At 57.9% G+C, this 24,445-nt stretch carries 20 protein-coding genes; 13 read left to right on the top strand and 7 right to left on the bottom strand.

Annotation, left to right across the window (positions count from 1 at the left end):
- Positions 1-232: 232 nt before the first annotated feature.
- Positions 233-1,255 (top strand): LacI family DNA-binding transcriptional regulator, encoded by a 1,023-nt coding sequence (locus tag RBB47_RS03110; RefSeq protein WP_305984279.1) that lies wholly within the window; start codon positions 233-235, stop codon positions 1,253-1,255.
- A gap of 41 nt (positions 1,256-1,296) precedes the next feature.
- Complete coding sequence (locus tag RBB47_RS03105) at positions 1,297-2,022, top strand: spermidine synthase (RefSeq protein ID WP_305984278.1); 726 nt, start codon at positions 1,297-1,299, stop codon at positions 2,020-2,022.
- 198 nt (positions 2,023-2,220) lie between these two features.
- On the opposite strand, the gene RBB47_RS03100 is transcribed toward RBB47_RS03105, so the two are convergent.
- A complete protein-coding gene (locus tag RBB47_RS03100) occupies positions 2,221-4,380 on the bottom strand; it encodes a malate synthase G (protein WP_305984277.1) in 2,160 nt (719 codons plus the stop codon).
- 226 nt (positions 4,381-4,606) lie between these two features.
- Between RBB47_RS03100 and RBB47_RS03095 the strand changes: the two genes are divergently transcribed.
- Complete coding sequence (locus RBB47_RS03095) at positions 4,607-5,527, top strand: DMT family transporter (RefSeq protein WP_305984276.1); 921 nt, start codon at positions 4,607-4,609, stop codon at positions 5,525-5,527.
- A 65-nt stretch (positions 5,528-5,592) separates the two neighbouring features.
- Positions 5,593-8,382: a cation:proton antiporter gene (locus RBB47_RS03090; RefSeq protein ID WP_305984275.1), complete on the top strand. Its 2,790-nt coding sequence runs from the start codon at positions 5,593-5,595 to the stop codon at positions 8,380-8,382.
- Between the two features lie 78 nt (positions 8,383-8,460).
- Here RBB47_RS03090 and RBB47_RS03085 read toward each other — a convergent pair whose 3' ends face one another.
- The gene (locus tag RBB47_RS03085; protein ID WP_305984274.1) at positions 8,461-8,643 is read right to left on the bottom strand and encodes a hypothetical protein; all 183 of its coding nucleotides are present in this window, start codon (positions 8,641-8,643) and stop codon (positions 8,461-8,463) included.
- Between the two features lie 56 nt (positions 8,644-8,699).
- On the opposite strand from RBB47_RS03085, the gene RBB47_RS03080 reads away from it, so the two are divergent.
- Complete coding sequence (locus RBB47_RS03080; protein WP_305984273.1) at positions 8,700-8,840, top strand: hypothetical protein; 141 nt, start codon at positions 8,700-8,702, stop codon at positions 8,838-8,840.
- Here RBB47_RS03080 and RBB47_RS03075 read toward each other — a convergent pair whose 3' ends face one another.
- The 5 genes from RBB47_RS03075 to RBB47_RS03055 form a co-directional block, all read right to left on the bottom strand.
- Positions 8,841-9,647 carry a mechanosensitive ion channel family protein gene (locus RBB47_RS03075; protein ID WP_305984272.1) on the bottom strand — a complete coding sequence of 269 codons (807 nt, stop codon included), beginning with the start codon at positions 9,645-9,647 and terminating at the stop codon, positions 8,841-8,843.
- A 122-nt stretch (positions 9,648-9,769) separates the two neighbouring features.
- Positions 9,770-11,287 (bottom strand): ankyrin repeat domain-containing protein, encoded by a 1,518-nt coding sequence (locus RBB47_RS03070; RefSeq protein WP_305984271.1) that lies wholly within the window; start codon positions 11,285-11,287, stop codon positions 9,770-9,772.
- Between the two features lie 187 nt (positions 11,288-11,474).
- Positions 11,475-12,338 carry an NAD(P)-dependent oxidoreductase gene (locus RBB47_RS03065; RefSeq protein ID WP_305984270.1) on the bottom strand — a complete coding sequence of 288 codons (864 nt, stop codon included), beginning with the start codon at positions 12,336-12,338 and terminating at the stop codon, positions 11,475-11,477.
- Positions 12,339-12,384: 46 nt separating this feature from the next.
- Positions 12,385-13,128: a crotonase/enoyl-CoA hydratase family protein gene (locus RBB47_RS03060; protein WP_305984269.1), complete on the bottom strand. Its 744-nt coding sequence runs from the start codon at positions 13,126-13,128 to the stop codon at positions 12,385-12,387.
- A gap of 25 nt (positions 13,129-13,153) precedes the next feature.
- On the bottom strand, positions 13,154-14,935 hold the full coding sequence (locus RBB47_RS03055; RefSeq protein ID WP_305984268.1) for an acyl-CoA dehydrogenase: 1,782 nt from the start codon (positions 14,933-14,935) through the stop codon (positions 13,154-13,156).
- Positions 14,936-15,150: 215 nt separating this feature from the next.
- Between RBB47_RS03055 and RBB47_RS03050 the strand changes: the two genes are divergently transcribed.
- The 8 genes from RBB47_RS03050 (at position 15,151) to RBB47_RS03015 (ending at position 24,426) form a co-directional block, all read left to right on the top strand.
- On the top strand, positions 15,151-16,146 hold the full coding sequence (locus RBB47_RS03050; RefSeq protein WP_305984267.1) for an L-threonylcarbamoyladenylate synthase: 996 nt from the start codon (positions 15,151-15,153) through the stop codon (positions 16,144-16,146).
- A 558-nt stretch (positions 16,147-16,704) separates the two neighbouring features.
- Complete coding sequence (locus tag RBB47_RS03045; RefSeq protein WP_305984266.1) at positions 16,705-17,634, top strand: histone deacetylase family protein; 930 nt, start codon at positions 16,705-16,707, stop codon at positions 17,632-17,634.
- Between the two features lie 118 nt (positions 17,635-17,752).
- The gene (locus tag RBB47_RS03040) at positions 17,753-18,001 is read left to right on the top strand and encodes an exodeoxyribonuclease VII small subunit (protein ID WP_305984265.1); all 249 of its coding nucleotides are present in this window, start codon (positions 17,753-17,755) and stop codon (positions 17,999-18,001) included.
- Positions 18,002-18,266: 265 nt separating this feature from the next.
- Positions 18,267-19,454, top strand: a complete 1,188-nt coding sequence (locus RBB47_RS03035; RefSeq protein ID WP_305984264.1) for a hypothetical protein — start codon at positions 18,267-18,269, stop codon at positions 19,452-19,454.
- 397 nt (positions 19,455-19,851) lie between these two features.
- On the top strand, positions 19,852-21,771 hold the full coding sequence (dxs, locus tag RBB47_RS03030; RefSeq protein WP_305984263.1) for a 1-deoxy-D-xylulose-5-phosphate synthase: 1,920 nt from the start codon (positions 19,852-19,854) through the stop codon (positions 21,769-21,771).
- Positions 21,772-21,940: 169 nt separating this feature from the next.
- Complete coding sequence (locus RBB47_RS03025) at positions 21,941-23,401, top strand: MFS transporter (RefSeq protein ID WP_305984262.1); 1,461 nt, start codon at positions 21,941-21,943, stop codon at positions 23,399-23,401.
- 87 nt (positions 23,402-23,488) lie between these two features.
- Positions 23,489-23,866, top strand: a complete 378-nt coding sequence (locus RBB47_RS03020) for a hypothetical protein (RefSeq protein ID WP_305984261.1) — start codon at positions 23,489-23,491, stop codon at positions 23,864-23,866.
- A 38-nt stretch (positions 23,867-23,904) separates the two neighbouring features.
- On the top strand, positions 23,905-24,426 hold the full coding sequence (locus tag RBB47_RS03015) for a copper chaperone PCu(A)C (protein ID WP_305984260.1): 522 nt from the start codon (positions 23,905-23,907) through the stop codon (positions 24,424-24,426).
- Positions 24,427-24,445: the final 19 nt, after the last annotated feature.

Genomic DNA, 24,445 nt, shown 5'->3' with positions numbered 1-24,445 from the left:
GCTCTCTTCAGCTCACATCCGTCGCACGAAGCGCTGCCCGAAACGGTGCATCGGTCAAGTTCCGCAACGCCGTAGATGGGCAGAAGTGACCCGTCGAAGGCCCGATTGCCGCGCCCTCGGGACGTCAATTGAGCTGTGCGCTGTGGCCAGCCAGACCACTGCGCAGAGCACGCCTGGCCGGCCGACGCGACAATCGGGTCAAATGGCCCTGTATTTTTCAAAAGGGCTCTAGATGAACACCAAACGCCCGACATCGAGAGACGTCGCAAGGGAAGCTGGGGTCTCGGTCGCAACCGTTTCGCGAACGATTACGCGTCCGGAAGATGTCAATCCGGAAACACGCGAGCATGTACTGAACGTCATGAAGCGCATGGGCTACAGCGCAAATCGAGCGGCAGCCGATCTGCGGCGTGGAAGCAGTAAAACCCTTTTGGTGCTTGTATCAGACATCACCAATGCCTTCTTCGCCGAGTTCTTCAAGGGGATCGAAGAAGAAGCCCGCAGTCATGGCTACGTCCTGCTGATTGGCGACACGTCGGAAGTCGCGAGCACAGAACGTGCTTATTCGAACATGCTTTTGATGAACCAGGCCGGCGGTTTGATTCTGAACACTTACGACTTTCCGGTCGATCTGATGCCCAGCAATGCAAACAGTGGCTACAAGGGGCCTCCCCTGGTTTCCTGTGCCGGTCACAAGGGTGTTGACGTCCCGTCGGTCTGCACCGACGACGCCCTGGGTGGCCGACTGGCTGCTGAGCACCTTATTGAGCTTGGGCACAAGGACATCATCCAGATTTGCGGCCCGTTGCAGGTGCACGGATTTGAAAGAAGATTCTTCGGGTTTCGGCAGGCGCTGAAGCATGCTGGCATTGATGTCAAAGACGACCGCGTTCTGTCCGGACCCCTGTCGGTGCAATTTGGAATCGATACCGCCCAGATGCTCGTGGAGAGCAACGATCTGCCATCTGCCGTATTCGTTCACAACGATGAGACGGCCACGGGTTTTCTGCACGGGTTGGCCAACAATGGAATTCGGGTGCCCGAAGACATATCGGTGATTGGCTATGACGACATGCCTTACGCGGCTGTCTTCAATCCGGGTTTGACCACCATTCGCCTGCCGAGGCGGCAATGGGGGCAACTGGCGTGCCGCAAACTTGTCGCGGTTCTGGAAGGAGAACCCGGTGCACAAGACCCGGTGACCATCGCGCCAAGTCTCATTGCCCGAGCGAGCACTGCTTCGGCCAAAAGATAAACCCTCTTTCTATTTCGTCGCGGGGGCGCCAAGGTGCGGTGATGAGCGCGATGTTTGAAGAGCTGGATTATGCCCCAACGCCAATCGGCGCAATCTCTTTGCGGAGACGGCACATTCTGGCGCTCAAAACCGATGTCTTTGAAATCCTGCTCGGTGAAGAACACCTGATGTCGAGCCTTTTCACTGCATCCGAAGTCGCATTGGCCGAAATGGGGCTCGCTGCTTTGCCTGGAGACTCTCTTGATGTGCTGGTGGGCGGGCTTGGACTGGGTTACACCGCTCAGGCCGTTCTGGCGAACAACACCGTTGCCCGCCTGACGGTCATTGATCTTCTTGAGCCGGTCATCCGCTGGCACCGGGAAGGACTTGTTCCCATAAAAACCGAACTTGCTGACGATCCCCGATGCGAGCTTGTGCAAGGGGATTTCTTTGCGTTGGCGTCCTCTGAAACAGGCTTCGACGCGCGCAGGCCCGATCATCAGTTCGACGCGATCCTCATCGACATCGATCATACGCCTGAGCGATTGCTGCATGGAGGGTCGACAGGTTTCTACACGATCGGCAGCATGCGCCGCTTGCAGCGTTTTTTGAAACCCGGTGGCGTCGTGGGTCTATGGTCCGATGAGGCACCGGACACGACCATTACAGAAATGTTCGGCGAAGCATTTGATGAGGCCTGGGCCGCACCCGTTGTCTTCGCAAATCCCCTGCAGGACGGGCGCGAGGTCACGCAGACAGTCTACCTCGCCAAAAAAACCGGAAGCTGAAGGGCTCCGTAGCCGGCGTCAATAAAAATTCTGTCCAGTCGCGAATAGGCGAGAAATTGAATTTTGCCGTTAGCTCTACTCAACGACGTGTCGCTGAAGGCAAAAATTGCCAATGGACCGTTGTGGCCGGGACGGCGGGATCAGTGTGTGTGACTGATCCCGCATCCTTTTTCCCGATAGCGATGAACGCTGTGGAAGTCAGGCCACCTTTGCCTTGAATTCGATGCGGCGGCGGTGGAGCACCGGTTCGGTGTAGCCGTTTGGTTGGCTGGTGCCCTCGAAGACCAGTTCACAGGCGGCCTGGAAGGCGACAGAGTCGTCATAGTCCGCAGCCATGGGCCGGTAGGCCGGATCGCCCGCGTTCTGCTCATCAACCACAGCGGCCATGCGCTTCATGGTCTCCATGACCTGTTCCTTGCCGGCGACGCCGTGATGCAGCCAGTTGGCAATGTGCTGGGAGGAAATCCGCAAGGTCGCCCGGTCTTCCATCAGTCCGACATTGTTGATGTCCGGCACCTTGGAGCAGCCGATGCCCTGTTCAACCCAGCGCACGACATAGCCCAGTATGCCCTGGGCGTTGTTGTCGAGTTCTGCCTGGATATCTTCCGGTGCCCAGTTCGGGCGCTCCGCGACCGGTATCGACAGGATATCGTCCAGTTTCGCTGCTTCGCGCGACTTCAACTCCGACTGACGGTCAGAAACGGAAACCTTGTAATAATGCAGTGCGTGCAGCGTTGCCGCGGTCGGAGACGGAACCCAGGCGGTATTCGCGCCGGACATCGGATGGCCGATCTTCTGTTCCAGCATGGCCTCCATCAGATCCGGCATGGCCCACATGCCCTTGCCGATCTGCGCATGTCCCGGCAAACCGCAGGCAAGGCCCACATCGACATTGTTGTTTTCGTACGCGCCGATCCAGGTCGAGGCCTTCATGTCGCCCTTGCGGATCATCGGACCGGCGTCCATGGACGTGTGCATTTCGTCACCGGTCCGGTCGAGGAAGCCGGTGTTGATGAAGAACACGCGGTCCTTCGCCTGGCGGATGCACTCCTTCAGGTTCAAGGTCGTGCGCCGTTCTTCGTCCATGATGCCCATCTTGAGCGTATTGCGCTCCATACCGAGTCCATCCTCAACCCGGTCGAAGATTTCAGAGGCGAAGGCGACTTCCTCAGGACCATGCATCTTCGGCTTGACGATGTAGACAGAACCGGCACGGCTGTTGGTTCCCTGCCCGTTCGGGCCAATATCGTGGAGCGCAATCAGCGATGTGAGCATGGCGTCGAGCAGGCCCTCGGGGACTTCGTCGCCATTCTTGTCCAGCACCGCATCGATCGTCATCAGGTGGCCGACATTGCGAACGAGCAGCAGCGAACGGCCGTGCAGCGTCAGGGCGCCGCCGTCCGGCGCCGTGTAATGCCGGTCGCCATTGAGGCGGCGCGTGACGGCATTTCCGCCTTTTTGGAAGGTTTCCTCCAGATCGCCTTTCATGAGGCCGAGCCAGTTGGTGTAAACGACAACCTTGTCTTCGGCGTCGACAGCTGCGACGGAGTCCTCGCAATCCATGATCGTTGACATGGCCGACTCCAAAACGACGTCCGAGACGTTGGCCTTATCGTTCTTGCCAATCGGATGCTGGCTGTCGATGTTGATTTCCAGATGAAGCCCGTTCTTTACGAGCAGGATCTTGTAAGGCGCAGCGACGTCGCCTGAATAACCTGCAAACTGCGACGGATCCGACAAAGTCGTCGTACCTGCTTCAGTATCGATCTGCAGCGTTTGGTCCTGGACGCTGAAGCCGGTCGCGTCCGCCCAGCTTCCCGAGGCAAGCGGTGCGCTCTCGTTAAGAACCTTGCGCGCGTAGGCGATCACCTCGGCGCCTCTTACCGGATCAAACCCACCCGCTTGAGGCTTCGAGCCCATGGCATCCGTTCCATAGAGCGCATCATAGAGCGAGCCCCAACGCGCGTTCGCAGCATTCAGCGCATAACGCGCATTCATCACCGGCACCACAAGCTGCGGGCCTGCGACGGAGCCGATTTCCGGGTCGACGCGGTCTGTCCCGACGGAAAATGCCTCCCCTTCGGGAACCAGATAGCCGATCTCGCCCAGAAACGCCTTGTAAGTTGCCATGTCCGGGGTGCCCGGATTGGATTTGTGCCATTCATCAATCTTCGCCTGAAGAGCATCGCGCTTTGCAAGAAGGGCCTTGTTCTTCGGTGCCAGATCGTGGATCAGCGCAGACAGACTTGTCCAAAAGTGGTCCTTGTCGACCCCGGTCCCGGGCAGGGCTTTTTCATTCACGAACTCATAAAGCTCGTTGGCAACTTGCAATCCATGGGCATCTGTCCGGGCGCTCATACTTATCTCCACACGATGGGCTTGAGGTTGGCGTTTAACCGTGTGTTTTGGGGTGAAAGCGGACAGTCGTCAATTGCTCGCGACTGCCCATGACTTTTTCTTTTTTGGAAATAATCGAAGTTATTATCTCCATCTCAGGTCGTTAAAACTGAAAAATTGGCTTTCCGTCACCCTCGCAATCCGCTACCGCTGACCGCTCGAACCGGTTTTCCAGACAAGGTTTTTCATGATTGCAATTGCAAGACGATTTGGCGATCTGACCTACGGCAATGCCTTTGTCATGCTGACGCTGACGGCTCTCTTCTGGGGTGGCAACACCATCGCAGGGCGTCTTGCTGTCGGCGACGTTTCGCCAATGATGGTCGTCTTCCTGCGCTGGCTGATCGTTGCGGCCATTCTCGTGCCTCTGTGCTGGAAAAGGATCCGGTCGGAGTGGCCGATCATGCGCCCTTACCTGCCGCGGATCATCCTTATGGCTGCCTTCGGCTTCGTCGGCTTCAACTCGTTATTCTACATCGCGGCCACCCAGACTACGGCAGTCAACCTCGGCATTATCCAGGGATCCATGCCGATTATCGTTCTGATCGGCTCGGTTATCGCCTTCGGCACGAAGGTCCGGTTGCTACAGGTGGGCGGGATCCTGCTGACCCTTGTGGGCGTTACGATCATCGCCGCACAGGGAAGCCTCGACGTCCTGATGTCGCTCGCGGTCAACCCGGGTGACGGCATCATGTTGTTGTCCTGCGTGCTGTATTCCGGTTATGCGCTCGCGCTCAGAAACCGGCCGAAGGTTCCTGGACTGGTGTTTTTTGCAGTCCTTTCGGGCATTTCCGTCCTGGCCTCGATCCCGGGACTGATCTTCGAAATTTCGACGGGCACGGCGCAGTGGCCGACATTCGACGGTTGGCTCATCGTTCTCTATGTCGCCGTTTTCCCATCCTGCCTGTCGCAGATCTTTTTCATGCGCGGTGTCGACCTGATAGGTCCGGCGCGTGCCGGCATCTTCGTCAACCTCGTACCGCTTTTTGCAGCCGGGCTCGCGGTGAGCATCCTGGGCGAACCCTTCAAGTTTCACCACGGTATCGCTCTGCTGCTCGTGCTCGGAGGGATTTGGCTTTCGGAGCGCAAGGCGACACGCGATCGTTGAAACCAGGTTTGAAATAAAGTTTCGGTGAATTTGATATCGCCGCATTCACAAGGCACAGTGCGGTTATGGAAACACCATTAATTACAGGCGCCTTCGCGCTTTTATTGATTACGATATCGTTGTTACAGCCGCTTGCCAGACGGTTGGGCCTTGCACCCAGCGTCCTGCTCGCAGTCGTCGGAACGCTGATCGGCATTTCAGCGACCTATCTGTTTTACACCTCACACACCGACACCTTTGACGATTTCGCGCAAATCTTTGCCGATCCTCCGCTGAATTCGGAAATGATCCTCTACATGTTCCTGCCGCTTCTGTTGTTCCAGACAACGCTGACGCTCGACATTCGCCGAATTCTGGAGGATCTCGTACCCATTCTGGTTATGGCCGTTCTGGCGGTGTTCGTGGCGACGGGCTTTATCGGCTTTGCGCTCTATCCCCTGACGTCCTATTTCCTGTCGCCGGAAATCACCCTGATCGTCTGCCTTTTGCTTGGCGCCATTGTCGCCACGACCGATCCGGTCGCCGTGGTCGCAATTTTTCGAGACATTGGCGCACCGGCGCGGCTCGGCCGGATCGTAGAGGGGGAAAGCCTCCTGAACGATGCCGCGGCCATCGTGATCTTCGTAATTCTGCTGGGCGTTCTGACGCATTCAGAATCCATCACTCTCGGAGAGGCGGTCATCGCCTTCGGACGATCTTTCATAGGCGGCCTCGTCGTCGGCGCAGTTCTGGCGCGTATTGCCGTCAGCCTTCTTTCCCTGATGCGGGACCTGCCGCTGGCACAGGTGACTTTGAGCCTGGCCCTGCCCTACGGCACCTATGTCCTGAGCGACCAATTCGCCGATGTCTCGGCCGTCGTCGCCGTTGTTTGCGCAGGAACCATTTTCAATCTTTACGGCCTTTCGCGCATTCAGCCTGCCAACTGGCAGTTTCTCCACGCTGTGTGGGAGCAATTGTCCTACTGGGCCGCGTCCCTGATCTTTTTGTTGTCGGCCATCCTCATTCCAAAGCTGGTGGCCGGCTTTGCGCCGATTGATATCCTCTTGCTCGCCGTGGTGATCATCGCCGCGCTCGCCGCAAGAGCGGTTGTAATTTTCGGGTTGCTGCCCGCGATCAACCTGTTCGGTGCCGGCCAGACCGTCAACAACAAGTACAAGACCGTCATCTTGTGGGGCGGGATGCGCGGCGCCGTGACGCTGATCCTGGCCCTCAGCGTGTCGGAACACGCCGTTCTGAATGAAGAAGTCTCAAGCTTCGTCACCAAGCTGGCCACCGGATTTGTGCTGTTCACGCTGCTCGTCTACGGGACGAGCCTTAAACCGCTGATCCGGTTGCTCAAACTGGACCGCCTCAACGCACGCGATGAAGCGCTCAGAACGCAGTTTCTCTCGCTGGCCTTGCTCGATGTCAAATCCGAGCTCGACGTTGCAGCAAAGAGCTACCACATCGACGAACACGTGACAGCGAAGGTATTGCGCGGCTACGAAGATCGCGCAGCCGCAGCAGCTTCGGAAAACAACAAGCTGGAAGAACTCAGCGACTGGGACCGGGTCCGCATGGGCCTGATCGCCCTCGCCGACCGGGAACAGCAGCTGGTGCTGGAACACTTTCACGAAAAAACGATTTCCAACAGGGCCGTGTCGCGCTTCCTGACCCTGACCGGCCGGACCGGTGATCTGACCCGCTCGGATGGCCGGTCCGGCTACAACAAGGCGACCCGGCAACCATTGAAATTCGACTTCGGTTTCCGCTTTGCCCAGGCGCTGCAGCGCCGCTTGCGGATTGCCCGGCCCCTTGCCAACAAGTTGGCAGACCGTTTCGAATTCCTGCTGATCTACCGGATCCTCGCCGATGAACTGATCGACTTCAACAACAGTCGCATCCGGCCACTGCTTGGCGACCGCGTGGCAGACATTCTTCTCGATACGCTGTGCCTGCGGCAGGACGAAACGATCCAGGCGATCGACGCGCTGCGCCTGCAATATCCGGACTACGCGGACTCGCTCGAAGGCCAGTTCCTCATGAAGGCAGGCGTACGGCTTGAGGAAACCGCTTATGACGAAGCAAAGAACCAGATGCTGATCGGAACCGAGCTGCACCGGGAACTGCTGCGGGACGTGGAACGGACAAGGAAAGCCAGCCACACGCGACCGAAGTTGGATCTGGGTCTGAAGACCGGCGATCTGGTGGGCGCGCATCCGCTGTTCAAGGACTTGCCCAAAAAGCAGCAGAAGGCCATTCGGCGCATGATGCGGCCCCAGTTCGCGACACCGCGCGAGCGCCTGATCCGGCGCGGAGACAGGGGCGATGCGGCCTATTTCATCGCCTCGGGTGCGGTCGAGGTGCAGGCTCCGACACACAATGTCCGTCTCGGCCGCGGCGACGTGTTCGGCGAGATCGCGTTGATGACCGGAGGCCGGCGCAGCGCCGACGTGGTCGCACTCGGCTATTGCCAACTGCTGAGCCTCGGCGCGCATGACTTCAAGGCGTTGATGGAACAGCACCCGGAATTGCGCGATCACGTCGTCGAACTTGCCACCAAACGGCAACTGATGAACACCGACAAGGCAGAACACGAAATTGAAGATCCGGTGGTTCCGCAGTTCGAAGCCGAGCCCGCTCCGGATGAAAAGCAACCGGAAAAAACCGAACAGGAAGAGGCTGTTGCGGGCAAGGACGAAACCTCAAGTGAAACTTCAGATAGTTTGCCGCCTGAGCTAAAAGCGCTTCAGTCTGAAGCCACTGGAACCAAGAACACACCGGTCGACAAGGATGCGCCTAAAGAGCCGTCCACGGGTGATACGGACACAGACGACCGGACGGAAGAGATAAAAAAAGAGACCGTATCCGGCTAGACCACCAGAACGTCGTGTGGCGAGGCCTTCGCGTCATCCTGAAGAGCCGCGTGAGTGGCGTCTAAAAAACCATGGAGCTCATCTTGGGGAGGACGGCCAGGTCCGTCTCGAAACGTGGGCTGCAAAGGCAGGTGGCCCATCCTTCGAGACAGCGCTGCGCGCTTCCTCAGGATGAGAGATGAAGGTTTCAGTGACCTCACCAATTGTGTCGTTATTTTCCCACCAGCGTATGTCGGCCTGAAGGGTGGTACGCGGTTGCATACTCCTCCTCATCCTGAGGAGCGTGTCGAAGACGCGCGTCTCGAAGGATCGGCCACATGGAAAAGCGTTCGCAGCCATCGTTGAAGAAAGCGCCGTATGTCGCCGCAGGATGGGGCCGAAAAGAGGCTGCTGCAGGAAAAGCCTGCCGCAAGACCGCGTCCGATGACGCGGCCTTTTTCATTGCGCAGTTCGCCTGATTAACCGGCTTTCTGGATTTCAACCGAATGCGGATAGGGAATGGAAACGCCGCCTGCATCGAACGCTTCCTTGACCGCTTTCAGCATATGGAACTTCAGCTCCCAATAGTCTCCAGCCGCGCACCACAAGCGCACGCCGAGGTCAACGGAACTGTCGCCAAGATTGGTTACGCGCACCCAGGCCTCAGGATCCTTGTGCACGCGTTCATCGGCATTGGCGACGTCGAGGATGATCTGGATCGCCTTGTCGGCATCATCGCCGTAGTCGATACCGAAGGTCAGATCGAGGCGCCGTGTGTCGTGTGCCGAGAAATTGGTCACCACCGCACCCCAGGCCTGACCGTTGGGCATGATGATCTGGACGTTGTCCGGCGTAACGAGTTCGGTCACGAAGATGTTGAGATCCTTCACAGTGCCCGATGTACCGCCGATATCGACAAATTGCCCGATCTTGTAGGGCCTGAAGATGATCAGCATGACGCCGGCGGCAACGTCGCTCAAGGTTCCCTGCAGTGCCAGACCGATTGCCAGCGTACCGGCGCCGAGCACGGCAACCAGACTGGTCGCCTCGATGCCGAAGAGCTGCAGCACCGCGATCAACGTCACCAGCAGGATCAGCCAGCGAACGATCGACGCTGCGAACCCGCCGATCGTGTCGTCAATCTGCGGGTGACTGACGATCCTGCGCCGCACCAGTCCGGACAGCATGCCGGCGATGATCCAGCCGATTATCAGAACGACGACGGCTTTTGCCGCATTGATGAGTAGCGGCGCGTACGCGCTCACCTGATCCATTGCGCCTTCCATGAAACCCCTCCATTGAACCCGACTCAAATGGGATTGCTAAAATCCTGAATTAAAAGGCTGTCTGGGTCGTTTGCCCCCAATCTCCGTGATCGGGGCGGACCAGACCGTCCGCCCCATCCTTTCTAGCGATTACTGTCCCGCCAGTCTTCCAGAAACTGCACCATCTCTTCGTTGCCGCAACCGGAGATGAATTCCGGATAGAGAACGCTGCCGGCCTCAAGAAGAAGACGGGCACAGGAGACATGATCAGCCTCCTGCCTCTTCGGAGCAAATTCAGATCCGTGGATGACCGTGTCCAGCGCATCGCCGCCATAGTCGTTCTTGCGGGTCAGATCCGGACCGAGCGACAGAAAATAGGCCATCTCCGCGGCAAGTCCGTTCCAGCCCGCCACGTGAAGCGGAGGCAAGCCCATGAAGTCTGTGACATCCGGGTCGAGCCCCGCCGACACGAGCAGCTTCATCTGATCGAGCTTGCCCGGAATGAAGGCAAGCCGGGTCAAAAGTCCCTGGTCCTCCTCGCTCAGTTTCTCAATGTCGAGGCGCTCGGTTGGTGTTTTCCCTTCCGCGCAGGCCGCGAGCACGGCTTCATTGTGATCCAGCGGATGACCATGCCCCTTGCCTGCGAGAAATTCGGCAACCGGCTTGTTGCCATATATGCGTGCCATGGCGTAGGCCGTATGCCCATCCCATTCGGCGTCCGGGTCGGCGTTGTACTGCAAGAGCAAGTCTGCAACCTTCACCGAAGCGCCGCGCCGAGCAGCCTGATGCATGGAAGGGATCGTGTTCATCGGCTGACCGCTTGGATGATCCGGCACTGTCAGGTTGGGGTCGGCACCCGCTTCCAGAAGGAGCCTGACCATTTCCTCGCTGTCAAAATCAAGTGCTCGCGGCAAGGCATTTGTGCCGTCAGGCTCCGCGCCGTGCTTCAGAAGCAGTTCAAGCGCCCTGGTGTGGCCAAGCTCGGTACTGTGATAGAGGCTTTCGTCGTCATTCGGATTGGCTCCCTTTTCCAGCAACCACTTGCCAAGTTCGAAATTGTCCGAGTGACAAAGAGCGCCGTAGAGCGCCGAAATCTTGTGATCTGCACCCGGCTGTGGCGGATACCCGTCATCAATATCCGCTCCGTTCGAAACCAAGAGGTTCGCAATCGCCAGCATATCGGCTGTCTTTTCGGGCTGGCGATGAATGTCCCTGGAGTAAGCCAGATGCAGGATTGGCGATCGAACCCCGATGATGGCGGTCGCCAAAGCCGGATCTGCGTTGATCGCTGTGCGAACGCTTTCAAGATCGTAGAGAGCGATCTGAAGACCAAGATTGTCGTCTTTAAGATCCGCATCGCCCTGAAGCAGCTTTTCCGTCATCCAGTGCTGGCCGTGATAAAGCGCCATCTTCAGACGCTCTGCACGCTCCGCCCGGCTCATCGCGCTTGTTTCGACCGCGAATTTCAGCTTCGGCCAACTCTCCTGCCCGGCTTCACGGGCAATAACGTGCAAATAGTCGGCGTGCCTGAGGTCCTTTCCGGGATCGACGTGGGCGGCCAAACGGGCCTGAGCCTCGGTATCACCGGCGGCATGGGCTTTGCGCAGCCTTCGGGCTGCCTTCTTGAAATCATCAAGTTCGGGGGGAGTGCCTTTGGACATGGCTTTTCTCCTGTTCAATCTGCCCGGGCGATCCGCTTTTGTCGGGCGCAGGTGAAAAACCGGCATTCATCAATGTGAGACAGGGTGCTTTCGCTTTCCGCGGATCCGGCTGCCGCCCTCATCGGCCCCTGAAGGCTGCATGAACGGGCTTCAAAATGCAAGCCCGTTCGACTGTACGCGGTGTCGTCTACTTGTCCGCCGGGCCAAGGTCTGCCGGTGCCGGAATGTCGTCGGGAACGAAGAAATCCGGAGCAAGCGCAAGGTTCGGATCGACGCGGTATCTGTCGAAATCGGTGACGCCACGGCTTGCGAGAAAGGTATCATCGATCACGAACTGTCCGGTGAACTCCGTCGACGGCGACGTGAATATCTCGTAGGCAGCGTCTGCCAGGATGTCCGGTGTTCGGCTCTGCTGCATCATCTTGTCACCACCGATGATGTTCTTGATCGCAGCTGTTGCAATTGTGGTGCGCGGCCAGAGTGCGTTCACTCCAATGCCCTTGGATCTCAGTTCTCCCGCGAGCCCCAGAACCACAAGGCTCATGCCGTATTTGGCGATTGAATAGGGTGTGAAGGGCGCGAACCATTTCTCCTGCATGTCGAGCGGTGGTGACAGCATGAGGATGTGGGGATTGTCGGCGTTTTTCAGATGGTCGATGGCATGTTTGGAACACGCGAGAGTACCGCGCGTGTTGATCTGGTGCATCAGATCAAAACGCTTCATGTCAGTCTGCTGCACAGGCGTCAACTGAATGGCGCTGGCATTGTTGACCAGAATATCGAGACCGCCGAAATGGTCCGCCGTCTTGTCGATCGCGGCCTTGACCGCTGCATCGTCGCGCACGTCCAGAACAATCGGCAAAGCCTTGCCGCCCGCTGCTTCGATTTCCTCAGCGGCGGTGTAGATCGTGCCTTCGAGCTTGGGATGCGGTTCGGCGGTTTTGGCGGCAACGGTAATATTTGCGCCGTCTTTTGCAGCTCGCAGTGCGATCGCCTTGCCGATACCGCGCGACGCGCCGGTGATGAAAAGGGTTTTGCCCTTCAGGGACATTGTTTTCTCCTCCAGAATTTCACCGTCACGGCGGTGTTTGGGGCTATCACGCCTTCTTCTTTTCCAGGAAGGCCTGGAAGGCGGCGATTGTTTCAGGTGCCGTCAGGCGGGCTGCGAAGATGCTGATTTCCTCTTCGACACGCTCCGACAAAGCCTCGGTGTCCCCCTTGAGGAGCTTGCGCGACAACGCCATTGCCTCCGGAGGCTTTGCGGCAATCTCGTGCGCACAGGCCAGCGCGGCAGCGTCGACGTTTTCTTCAACGATCTCGTTGACCAGTCCCAAGCGCTCGGCCTTTTCAGCAGACAAAGGATTGCCGAGACACAAAAGCTCAAACGCCCTTGCGTGTCCCATCAATTGCGGACCAAGCAAGCTGGAGCCCGCTTCAGGGACCAGCCCGAGATCGACAAAGGGAGAGCGGATGAAGGCTTGTGGACTTGCAAAGACCATGTCGCAATGCATCAGCAGCGTTGTGCCAATGCCGATCGCAAGACCATCGATTGATGCCACCATGGGCTTTTGCGTGCGCACGAGCGCGCGCAGGAAGCGGACGACCGGTGTTTCGGAAATCGCGACCTTGCCGGCATATTGCAGAAAGTCGCCAATGTCGTTTCCGGCCGTGAAAACCTCTAGCTGCCCGCAAATGAGATGACAGCGGATTTGATCATCGTCGTTGCCGCTCTCGAGCGCCTCGGCAAGATCGGTGTACATTGCCCCTGTCAGGGCATTCTTTTTTTCCGGCCTGTCCAGACGCAGGATCTGGACACCGTTTTCCAGGCTCTTTTGGATCATTCTTTTTCTCCGGTATCCAGTCTGGTCAGGAAGCCAGCGCTTCAGCATCGAAAGCCTGAATGGCTTCGGACGACAATATGATGTCGGATTTCAAGCCCGTCGTTTCTCCAAGCACTGTCTCACAGAAACTGCGCGCCAGTAGGGTCCGCTCTGCGAGCCGCGGCGCCAGGTCGGAAACCGATTTGATCGCCCCTTTGGCAAGCAGAGCCGCACCGAGCGTGAGCCCGGCAACACGCAGATAAGGCGTTGCGCCTGAAAGCGCATCCGCCACTCTGTCCTCTGCTAATGCTGCGAGCATATAGTCTGTCGCGGCTTCCAGGTCCGCAATGCTTGCGTTCAGCCGGTCGGCGGTTGCGCCAAACTCGGGCCGGTTCGATGCTGCAACGTCACCGGCAATCGACTTCAGCTCAGACAGGAAGCCACGGATGTGCTCGCCGTTCGAAAGCGGCAGTTTGCGCGTTACAAGATCGATGGACTGAATTCCGTTCGTGCCTTCGTAAATCGGCGCTATGCGGGCATCGCGCAAATGCTGAGCTGCGCCGGTTTCCTCGATGTAGCCCATGCCGCCGTGGATCTGGACGCCAAGAGAGGCGACCTCTACGCCAAAGTCCGTTGACAGAGCCTTGGCAATCGGTGTGAGCAGTCCTGCGCGTTCGTTCCAGAATGTCTTTTCAGCCGCGTCCTCAACAATGTTGGCCATATCGATGGCATGAGCGCAGGCGTAGCAGATTGCCCGGGCAACCTGCGTCTTGGACTTCATCGTCAACAGCATGCGCTTGATATCAGGGTGGTGCGCGATCGGGCTCATGCCGTCACTGGTGTCGCCCGGGGCCTTGCCTTGCCTGCGCTCCAGCGCGTAAGCGAGTGCGGCCTGATAAGCGCGCTCGGCAACACCAAGACCCTGTATGCCGACGGCAAGACGCGCATTGTTCATCATTGTGAACATGCAGGCGAGGCCCCGGTTCTCCTCGCCGACCAGCCAGCCGGTCGCACCGCCCTCGTCGCCATACATCAGCGTGCATGTGGGAGAGCCATGAATTCCCATCTTGTGCTCGACGCCGGCGACCCGCACATCGTTGCGCTCGCCGAGTGTTCCGTCGTCATTGACCAGGAACTTGGGAACCAGGAACATGGAGATGCCTCTGGTTCCGGCGGGCGCGTCCGGCAAGCGGGCAAGCACCATGTGAATGATGTTGTCGGTCAGGTCGTGATCGCCATAGGTAATGAAAATCTTCTGGCCGAAGATTCGATAGGTACCGTCCTCATTGCGCTCGGCGCGGGCCCTGAGCGCATTCAGATCCGAGCCTGCCTGCGGTTCGGTCAGGTTCATGGTTCCCATCCACTCTCCCGACACCAGTTTTTCCAGATATGTTGACTTCAACGCTTCCGACGCGTGTTTTTCCATGGCCTCGACAGCACCGATCGTGAGTGTCGGTCCAATGGCAAAGGACATGGAGCCGGAATTCCACATTTCCATGGCCGCAGCGGACAGCATCTGCGGCAAGCCCTGACCACCGGAAGACGGTTCCGCCGAAAGACCGTTCCAGCCACCTTCGATCCAGGCATGGTATGCTTCCCGCCAGCCAGGAGGCGTGGTCACGTTGCCATCTTGAAGAGGCGTGCCGTGCTTGTCTGCGACCACGTTCAGCGGCGCAATTTCCTCCGACGCAAACCGGCCGGCTTCCGTCAGAATTGCGTCCACCAGGTCATCTCCGAGCTCCTCGTGGCGCTTCGTTTGCTGCAGGTCACCGAGGCCGCAAACATGCCTTAAGGTAAAAGAAATCTCGTCGACTGGAGCGCGATACATTCAGGTCCTCCCAAGAACCATGCGGCTTTCTGTGGCCGCCATTTTTCGGTTTTCTCTGCTCAACGCTTGACGACAACGGGGCTTGTCCGCAAAAGGCGCTGGAGGCAGCTATTGTCACGACAATATCTCAGTTGACGTTAACGTCAACCCGTACCGCTACGGCAGGTACTCGACTTATGAGGCATTGTTGGACAAAACCAGCAAAGACAGGACACATGCAAAGCTGGACCGTAAATCTGAATCAACCGGATTGGCAAAACGCGCCTGAGGCAGAGGCCGTGTGCCAGGCGATTGCGCGTGGTGAGCTTGTCGCCGTGCCAACGGAGACGGTGTACGGTCTGGCCGCCGACGCCACCAACGGCACGGCCTGCGCAAAAATCTTTGAAGCCAAAGGCCGTCCACAGTTCAATCCCCTTATCTCGCACGTCGCATCTTTTGAAGCGGCAACCGCGCATGGGGAATTTGAACAGCGTGCACTCAAACTGGCCGATGCCTTCTGGCCGGGACCTCTCACCCTGGTCTTGCCGAAAAAACCGGACTCTCCAATTTCGGACCTTGCCACGGCCGGACTTCAGACGGTTGCGCTCCGCGTGCCGGACGGCCCGGTCATGCGCTTTCTTTCGGAAGCGACGGGAAAGCCCCTGGCTGCGCCGAGCGCCAACCGGTCCGGCAAGATAAGTCCAACGCGTGCAGCGGACGTTGTTGCGGATCTGGGGTCTTCTTTGAGCTTCGTGATCGATGCCGGACCTTGCGAGGTCGGAATTGAGTCAACCATCGTCGGCCTGACCGACGGAACAGCGAGGTTGCTCAGACCAGGCGGCATCGCACGCGAAGAGATCGAACAGATCCTGGGGTCTGCTCTTTTGGGAGCAGACACACACATGCATCCAGAAGCCCCAACAGCGCCTGGCATGCTTACATCCCATTATGCTCCGAATTCCACAATGAAATTGAATGCTGCCGAGGTTGCCTCCGGAGAGGCATTGCTTTCCTTCGGCGCTGAACGGCTGCCCGGGGCCGATCAGGCCGTTGCCGAGTTCAATCTCAGCCCGGGTGGCGACTTCAGGGAAGCGGCTGCCAACCTGTTTCAGGGCATGCGTATCCTTGACGCCTGCGGTTCACGCGCCATCAAGGTACAGTTTATCCCCAACATCGGTCTTGGCGAGGCGATCAACGACCGTTTGCAACGTGCAGCGGCACCACGTGGTTGAAGTGATCACCTGCAAGTTGACGTTGAGCCTGATCCTGCCGACCGAACTCGGATGGCGATTTCGTGGGCAGCGCCAAAAAAAGGGCAAACATATCAGCATTTCACACGTGTGACTTCGCGTGCGAGATGAACGCCGACCGCCTTAAGTTAAGTCGAAAACACTCGCAAGTTTCCAATATAGCAGATGAACTAAAAACAAGTTGATGACTTGGGCTGAGCTTGCCACTTCGGACAAACAAGCAAGTGTACAATAGTCCGATTGCAAACTTATCAACACCTTGGGCATGGTGGATTACGGTAAAATGCTCGCATTCCCTTACGAGAATCACATAGGTTGAAAATCAGAATTGAGATGCAGCGGACCTCCCCTCGAGCATTGCGGTGCTCGCACCTTGGTCAGGCCGGCGGAAGCGCCGGCCTTCTTTTTGGCCAGGCAGCACCTGCAAGATCAAAGCGCACGCATTTTCCCCTAAGACCTATCATCAATTGACAGGGCGTTTGCGGACAGTTCTGATGACTGTCAGCAATTCAAAACACAAAACCTTCCGGAAACGCCTCTTTGTCAACGCTCATACTGCATCACCCGTCCTATCTCGACCACCTCACACCATTGGGTCATCCTGAACGGCCAGACCGGATCCGGGCGATCGACCGCATTCTGGAACACGAAAAATTCCAGTCGGTGGAACGGGACCTCGCCCCTGTGGGCGCTCTTGAGGACATCGCGCGTGCGCATCCAATGAGCTATGTGGACCAATTGCACCGACTTTCGCCCGAAGAGGGCGTTGCCCGTGTCGATGCGGATACGACCATGTCACCCGGGACCTGGGAAGCTGCGCTCAGAGGCGCCGGCGGTGCCTGCCGGGCCGTCGACGAGGTCCTTACCAAAAAGGTCAGCAACGCCTTTTCGGCCTCCCGTCCGCCCGGACACCATGCAGAAAAAGACCGGGCAATGGGCTTCTGTTTCTTCAACAACGTTGCTGTTGCAGCAAGATATGCTCAGGACAAACACGGTATCGGACGCGTTGCAATCGTCGACTTTGATGTTCATCACGGCAACGGAACGCAGGACATCTTCTGGGACGACCCGACCGTGATGTATTGCTCGACGCATCAGATGCCGCTTTATCCTGGCTCGGGCGCAGCTACGGAAACCGGTGAAGCAAATACCATCGTGAACGTTCCGCTTGCGCCGGGCGAAGACGGACTGGCCTTCAAGGAAGCCTTCGAGGTTGGCGTCTTGCCTCGCCTTGAGGACTTTGCGCCCGAGCTGGTGATCATTTCGGCCGGTTTTGACGCGCACGCCCGGGATCCGCTCGGCGGCCTCAATCTGGTCGAAGCCGATTTTGCCTGGGCGACGCGTGTGCTGATGGACGTGGCCGACAAGCACAGCAACGGCCATGTTGTCTCTGTTCTAGAGGGTGGCTACGATCTGGAGGGTCTTGCCCGCTCTGCGGCCGCTCATGTGATGACGCTCATGACCGGCTGAAACCCGGACACCGAAAAACGACGGGGATCGTTGCCCCAAACTTCGTTTATCGACTTGACCTCAACAGTCAGGCCCGCAAGTTTCACTTGCTATCTGGTTTCAGACAAGGACCGCACCAATGACCGACGCTGCAGGCGACATTTCCGGACTCTCCTTTGAGGACGCCCTCAAGCAGCTGGAAACAATCGTGCGCGAACTCGAGCAGGGCAACGTTCCCCTGGAGCGCAGCATCGAGATGTATGAGCGCGGCGATGCCCTGCGCAAGCATTGCGATACGCTGTTGAAGTCCGCAGAAGCCAAAGTGGAGAAGATCCAGCTCGGCCAGGATGGCAACGCCAGCGGCACGGCCGCACTGGATCCGCAATAACAAGCCCTACCCACGCTTTTCCTATCTTCATTGGAACGCTGTTTCGTCGCCTAATCCAACGTGACCGCTGCGCCTAAGTGCGTCGCGGAGGATTGCTGTACAAGGTCGTGACCCAGTAGGCGACTTGTTGTCGAAATGGGTTCAGTTGCCATTTCACAAACTAGTTGATAGTAATATTTACAAGTCTAAGAGATCTTTATGTAATATTTAGTAGATGCTTCCTATAATGCCAGCGCTTAGCAAATCAGAAGAAGTAGATCTACTTTTGCGCGTACTGGAATGCTCCACGCAATCAGAAGGCTGGACGCGTATTCTCGACTTCATTGACGCTAAACTCAACTGCAAGTCATTTCTGTCGGAATTCGAAAGAAACGGAACGCCGACCAAGGAATTTGCCGGAAGCCAATCGGAGAACAGGTTAAGCGATCTGTTGCAGCCGCCCCCCTTCGGCCGGGGACCGGATGCGCTCCAGTTTCTTATCAGTGAAGCTCCGCTGCTTTATCCCTATTGCAAAACCACGCTCGAAAAGGGCGAGTTCAACGGCAACAGGCCGGTTGCCGGATCAGATCCAGCAAACGCTGATCTGGCCGCTGGTGCTCCCAACAGTGAAGCTAGTCTCCCTGCGGATCATAGTCTTAGCGAAACACCCGGGCTGATTTCCCCGTTAAACCGGACCGAAGCCACCACGATCCTGTTTGGCTGTCTCTTCACCGAGCACACGCTCGACAGCATCGACGTCACGCTTGCGAACGACACGTTTCGAAGGATCTCAAAGGCTTTGGCGCCCGGGCTCGATGCCTACTACCAGATCGAAAAGGAGCGGTCCGCAAACCGGATACAGAGTATCCTCTTGTCCAGTATCGCCTGCCCGGCCGTACTTCTTTCAGCCGACAGGACGGTCCTGGGGCACACGACGTCAGGGATAGAGGACCTCCTGCGATCCGGCACAGCCGTCCTGCGGGGCGACAAGCTGGACTTCAAGAACAAGCAACTTGAAGAAAGTCTGCAAGATCTGCTGGAGGCAACCAGATTTGGCAAAGACGCAAGCGCGAACGAGCACGGCGCATCAATCAGCCCGCCATCTGCCACGCACTCTGTCTATATCGAGGACCAGGAGAGTTTCCTGAAGAGGATTACCGTCGACGCGATCCCACCTGCTGAAAGCAGCGCCATGTCTGCATCACTGCCCTGGATCGTTCTGCGGATTTCCAGACCCCTTGAACTTCCGGAAGACATCGAGACCGTGCTGCAACAGCGTTATGAACTTTCACATTCGGAAGCACATCTTGCCCGGCACCTGACCATGACCGGGTCGATGAATGACACCGTTGATCAGCTTGGGATCACCCGGAATACCGCCAAGACCCACTTGCGCCGGGTGTTTGAGAAAACCGGCGTTCATACACAACTACAACTCGCGAAGCTGGTTCACAGATTGTCCGGACTTTTTTGAGTGCACCTGCGCCGGCTAAATCGAAAACGGATCTAACGTGAGCAATTGCCTGTCTTTCGGGCAATTTCCTGACCAAGCGTCAAATAAAAGTGGGGCCGCAAAATTGCGACCCCAAGTTGATCACTGTGCACGTGGCCCCATCGACCACACCCAATCCATTAGGCCAGATCAGCACCGGATGCATCACCCAAAAGGGTGACTGAATTTCAAAAAGAGGTGTCAGCGGAAAAAATGCACACGATCTGCGTCGCACCTGGCAATTCATCAAATAGTGTCCGTCAGCGTTATGCGGTTGAAGCCAGTAACAATTTGGCGCATTCCGCGTGCTGCAATTGCGCCCTATAAAGGGTTAGTGTATGCCTGCCCGCCTGTTTTTATTCGTGGAGCCATCAAAAGCGTGTCTTCAAAGCCTGATACACCTCTTCTGGACAAGGTCACCTCGCCCGCAGACTTGCGTGCACTGGAGGAGGCAGATCTTCGGCAATTGTCGGACGAGCTGCGGTCGGAAACCATTGACGCCGTGTCCATCACCGGAGGCCACCTTGGTGCAGGGCTTGGGGTCGTCGAGCTGACCGTTGCGCTCCACTACGTGTTCAACACACCGGACGACAAGATCATCTGGGACGTCGGACACCAATGCTATCCGCACAAGATCCTGACCGAACGGCGTGACCGGATCCGCACCCTGCGCCAGGGCGATGGCCTGTCCGGCTTCACCAAACGGGCAGAGAGCATCTACGACCCCTTCGGCGCGGCTCACTCCTCCACGTCAATCTCCGCCGGTCTCGGAATGGCCGCTGCACGGGATCTAAAGGACGGCGACAACAATGTCATCGCCGTAATCGGCGACGGCGCCATGTCGGCGGGCATGGCGTATGAAGCCATGAACAATGCCGGACATCTCAGGTCGAGACTGGTCGTCATTCTCAATGACAACGACATGTCCATTGCCCCGCCCGTTGGCGCAATGTCCGCTTATCTCGCCAAGCTTGTGTCAGGCCCGACCTATCAGACCCTTCGAGACGCCGCCAAGAACATCGCCAAGAACCTGCCGAAGCCCGTCTTCGAAAAGGCAGCACGCGCAGAAGAGTATGCGCGCGGGTTCTGGACCGGCGGCACAATGTTCGAAGAGCTTGGCTTTTATTATGTCGGTCCGGTCGACGGGCACAATCTTGAGCATCTTTTGCCGGTTCTGAAGAACGTGCGCGACACGCATCACGGCCCGGTTCTGATTCACACAGTGACTCAGAAGGGCAAAGGCTACGGACCAGCGGAAGGCGCCAAGGACAAATATCACGGCGTTGCCAAGTTCGATGTCATCACCGGCAAGCAGTCCAAGCCGAAAGCAAACGCGCCGAGCTATACCAATGTGTTCGCGTCGTCTCTGATCAAGGAAGCTGAAGCCGACGAAAAGGTCGTCGCGATCACCGCCGCCATGCCGGACGGGACCGGTCTGAACCTCTTTGGCGAAGCGTTTCCGGAACGGACATACGATGTCGGCATCGCCGAGCAACACGCCGTTACCTTTGCCGCCGGGATGGCAACGGAAGGCTTCAAGCCCTTTGCCGCGATTTATTCCACCTTCCTTCAGCGTGCCTATGATCAGGTTGTTCACGATGTGGCCATCCAAGGTCTGCCGGTGCGCTTTCCCATCGACAGAGCCGGTCTTGTCGGCGCCGACGGGCCCACGCATGCCGGTGCGTTCGACACGGCTTTCCTGTCCTGCCTGCCCGGCTTCGTCGTAATGGCGGCAGCCGACGAGGTTGAATTGCGTCACATGGTGGCGACAGCGGTCGCTTATGACGAAGGCCCGATTTCGTTCCGCTATCCGCGCGGCGAAGGTGTCGGGCTCGACATGCCGGAGCGCGGCAGCGTTCTGGAAATCGGCAAGGGCGTGATCCGCCGCGAAGGCACCAAGGTCGCACTCCTCAGCTTCGGCGGCCGCATGAATGAATGCCTGAAAGCTGCCGATGAACTCGATGCAGCTGGTCTGTCGACAACCGTCGCAGACGCCCGCTTCGCCAAACCGCTGGACATGGACCTGATCCGCCGGCTTGCCCGCGAGCACGAAGTTCTGGTCACGATCGAGGAAGGTTCTTCGGGCGGCTTCGGCAGCCACGTGCTTACGCGCCTGGCGGATGAGGGCCTGTTGGACGGCGGCTTGAAGATCCGCAGCCTGGCCCTTCCGGACGTCTTCATCGATCAGGACAAGCCGGACGCCATGTATGCCTCGGCCGGCCTGAACTGCGACGGGATTCTCAAGACGGTCTTTACCGCGCTCGGAACGGAAATGCTGGTTGCACCGCAGCGCGCATAACCGCTTTCAGAAACAGTCAAATCGTCGCCTGTGACCGAGATTGCGACATGCCTCAAATCGTGATTGACACAGGCTGCCAGACCTGAAAATGCTGGTGTGCAGGATCAAACGCGTCGGTTCCAACCGGCGCTTTTGTTTTCGCACTCTGTGATGCATGCGGGAGGCAGCCATGGCACAGACACTCATTTCCGTGTCAGCCCTTTTGTTGTCCGTTGCCCTGCTCATTTTCGGGCACGGCCTTCAAACCACGCTCCTGCCGCTGGCCGCGAACCGATTCTATTTCACGGACTTTGAAATCGGCTTCATTTCCTCGGCTTACTTTGTCGGCCTGGTACTCGGATGCCTTGGCGCGCCGCTTCTCATCATGCGCGCCGGTCATATTCGTGCCTTTGCCGCATTGGTTTCGCTGATGTCAGGTGCCGCCATCCTGCACCCGATCATCATCGATCCCTACGCCTGGTTTGTCATCCGCGTCGTGTCCGGGTTCAGTCTGGCAGGCTTCTACATGATCGTCGAAAGCTGGCTGAACGAGAGCGCGACCAATGAAAACCGCGGCACCATCATGTCGGTCTACATCGTGATCGTGTTCGGCGCCCTGATCCTGGGGCAGGTTTCGATTGCCAGCATGAGCATCGCCTCCTTCGTCCCGTTTGCCGTGGCTTCAGTTGCGCTCAGCCTCGCCGTGATGCCGATTTCCTTGACGACGGCGACGCAACCGGCGCCGATCACACTGGTTCGTTTCCGGCCGGTACAGCTCTACAAAACCTCACCGGCCGCGTTCGTTGGCATCCTGCTGATCGGCGTTTCGCAAGGCGCGATTTTCACGCTGTCGCCTCTCTACGGATCGCAGATCGGACTGTCGACCAACCAGTCTGCTTACTACGCAGCTGCAATTATCGGCGGGGGCATGATTGCACAGTGGCCCGTCGGCCGCCTTTCAGACCGTATGGACCGGCGCCTCGTTCTCGTTGGAATGGGCACAGCAACCGCGGTGTCGTCGCTCCTGATTGTCGCGTTTTCACCGACCCTGCTTCCGGTTGCCATCCTGACCGCCGTGCTTGTCGGCATGTTCACGCAGCCGCTCTACGCGATTGCGGTTGCCCATGCCTTTGACCACGCAGCCCCGGAGGATTTTGTCGAAACGTCGTCCGGCATGCTGCTTTCATTCGGGATTGGCTCGATCATCGGCCCGATCGTTGCCTCGCTGATCATGGGTCAAATCGGACCGTCCGGCCTCTATGTCATGATCGCGGTGGTCAGTCTGATGATGGCCGCCTTTGTCCTGACACGTATCTTCACGCGCCAGGCGCTTACCGAAGACGAAAAGACAGACTTCGAATATGCGGCAACGGCACAAGTCGGTACCGTCATTTCGCCCGAGCCGCTTGACGTTGAATCGGAAGAATACGTCATTCCGCCGGAAGAGTTCCCGGCCTACGAGGACGACATCTATAATTTCGATACAGCTTCGGAAGAAGAGAGTGACGACGCAGGCGACAAAGATAAAACTCCCGAAAAGGCTTCAGACGCTGGTGAGAAAGCGCCGGAGACCGATACGGAAAGCGCGAGCGACGCCAACACCGACACACCGGACGGGACCGAGAAGAGCACGAAGCCCGGCTCTTCATGACAATCGCAAGCAACCTGCGCGGTTTCGCCACTCGACAGACGCACGGAACAGGCCTATAGCCGTCTGATGGCTTTGCGTGGATCACATTTGCAGATCTTGCGGCAGGAGCGCCATCCTCTGGTGGCGCTGGCAACGCTCGCCTTTTCGCTGCGCCTGTGTCTGGTCATTCTCGCAACGGCTTTCTCGGCTGACCGCGCTGCCGCTTCCGGCCTATCGGACATCTGCAGGTCTCCTGCTGGCCAGGAGCAAAGCGTTCCCTGGTCACACGACATGCTGGCCTGCCAATGCGGACCGGTGTGTTCGCATGGCTGCGCACAAGGATCTGCTCTGGCAGGTTCACTTTCGGCAGCACCAGAGTGCGCCGCCGGTTCCGGCGCGTGTCTTCATGACAGAGATCTTTCTGCCAGCGATGCCGCCAAGGACCGCGTAGCTCCCATTCGCGGCCCACCTTCCTCCGTTATCTGAACTCACAAAAACTTTCAGACATACCGAGGAAAATCCCAATGAAACTCTGGACTTCCATCGCCGCTGCGACGGCGCTTACGCTCGTTTCTCTTTCCGCAATCGCCGCAGACTACAAGGCCGGTGACCTGACACTGTCCAACACCTGGACCCGTGCGACGCCGCCGAAAGCCAAGGCAGGCGGCGGTTTCGTGGAAATCGTCAACAACGGCTCTGAAACCGACAGGCTTGTTGCCGCTCAATCCGATGTCGCTGCAAAAGTCGAGATCCATGAGATGTCCGTGACCGACGGCGTGATGAAAATGCGGGAACTTGAAGGCGGAATTGAAATTCCGGCCGGTGAGACCGTCACCTTGAAGCCGGGCGGCCTGCACATCATGTTCATGGGCCTGAACCAGTCGTTCGAGGAAGGTTCGACGGTACCGGTTGTCCTGACTTTCGAAAAAGCAGGAGACGTCGCCGTTGAACTCGACGTTGCCAAGATGGGCGCCAAGTCGATGGCTCACGACCAAGAGGGTCACAACCATGAAAACCACAACCACGAGAGTCACAGTCACAACTGATCTCGTTTGAAGAGGACAA

It is taken from the genome of Roseibium sp. MMSF_3544 (genome assembly GCF_030732845.1).
Taxonomy (GTDB): domain Bacteria; phylum Pseudomonadota; class Alphaproteobacteria; order Rhizobiales; family Stappiaceae; genus Roseibium.
The sequence above is the reverse complement of the archived record's forward strand: the minus strand, read 5'-3'. Positions and strand labels throughout refer to the sequence as shown.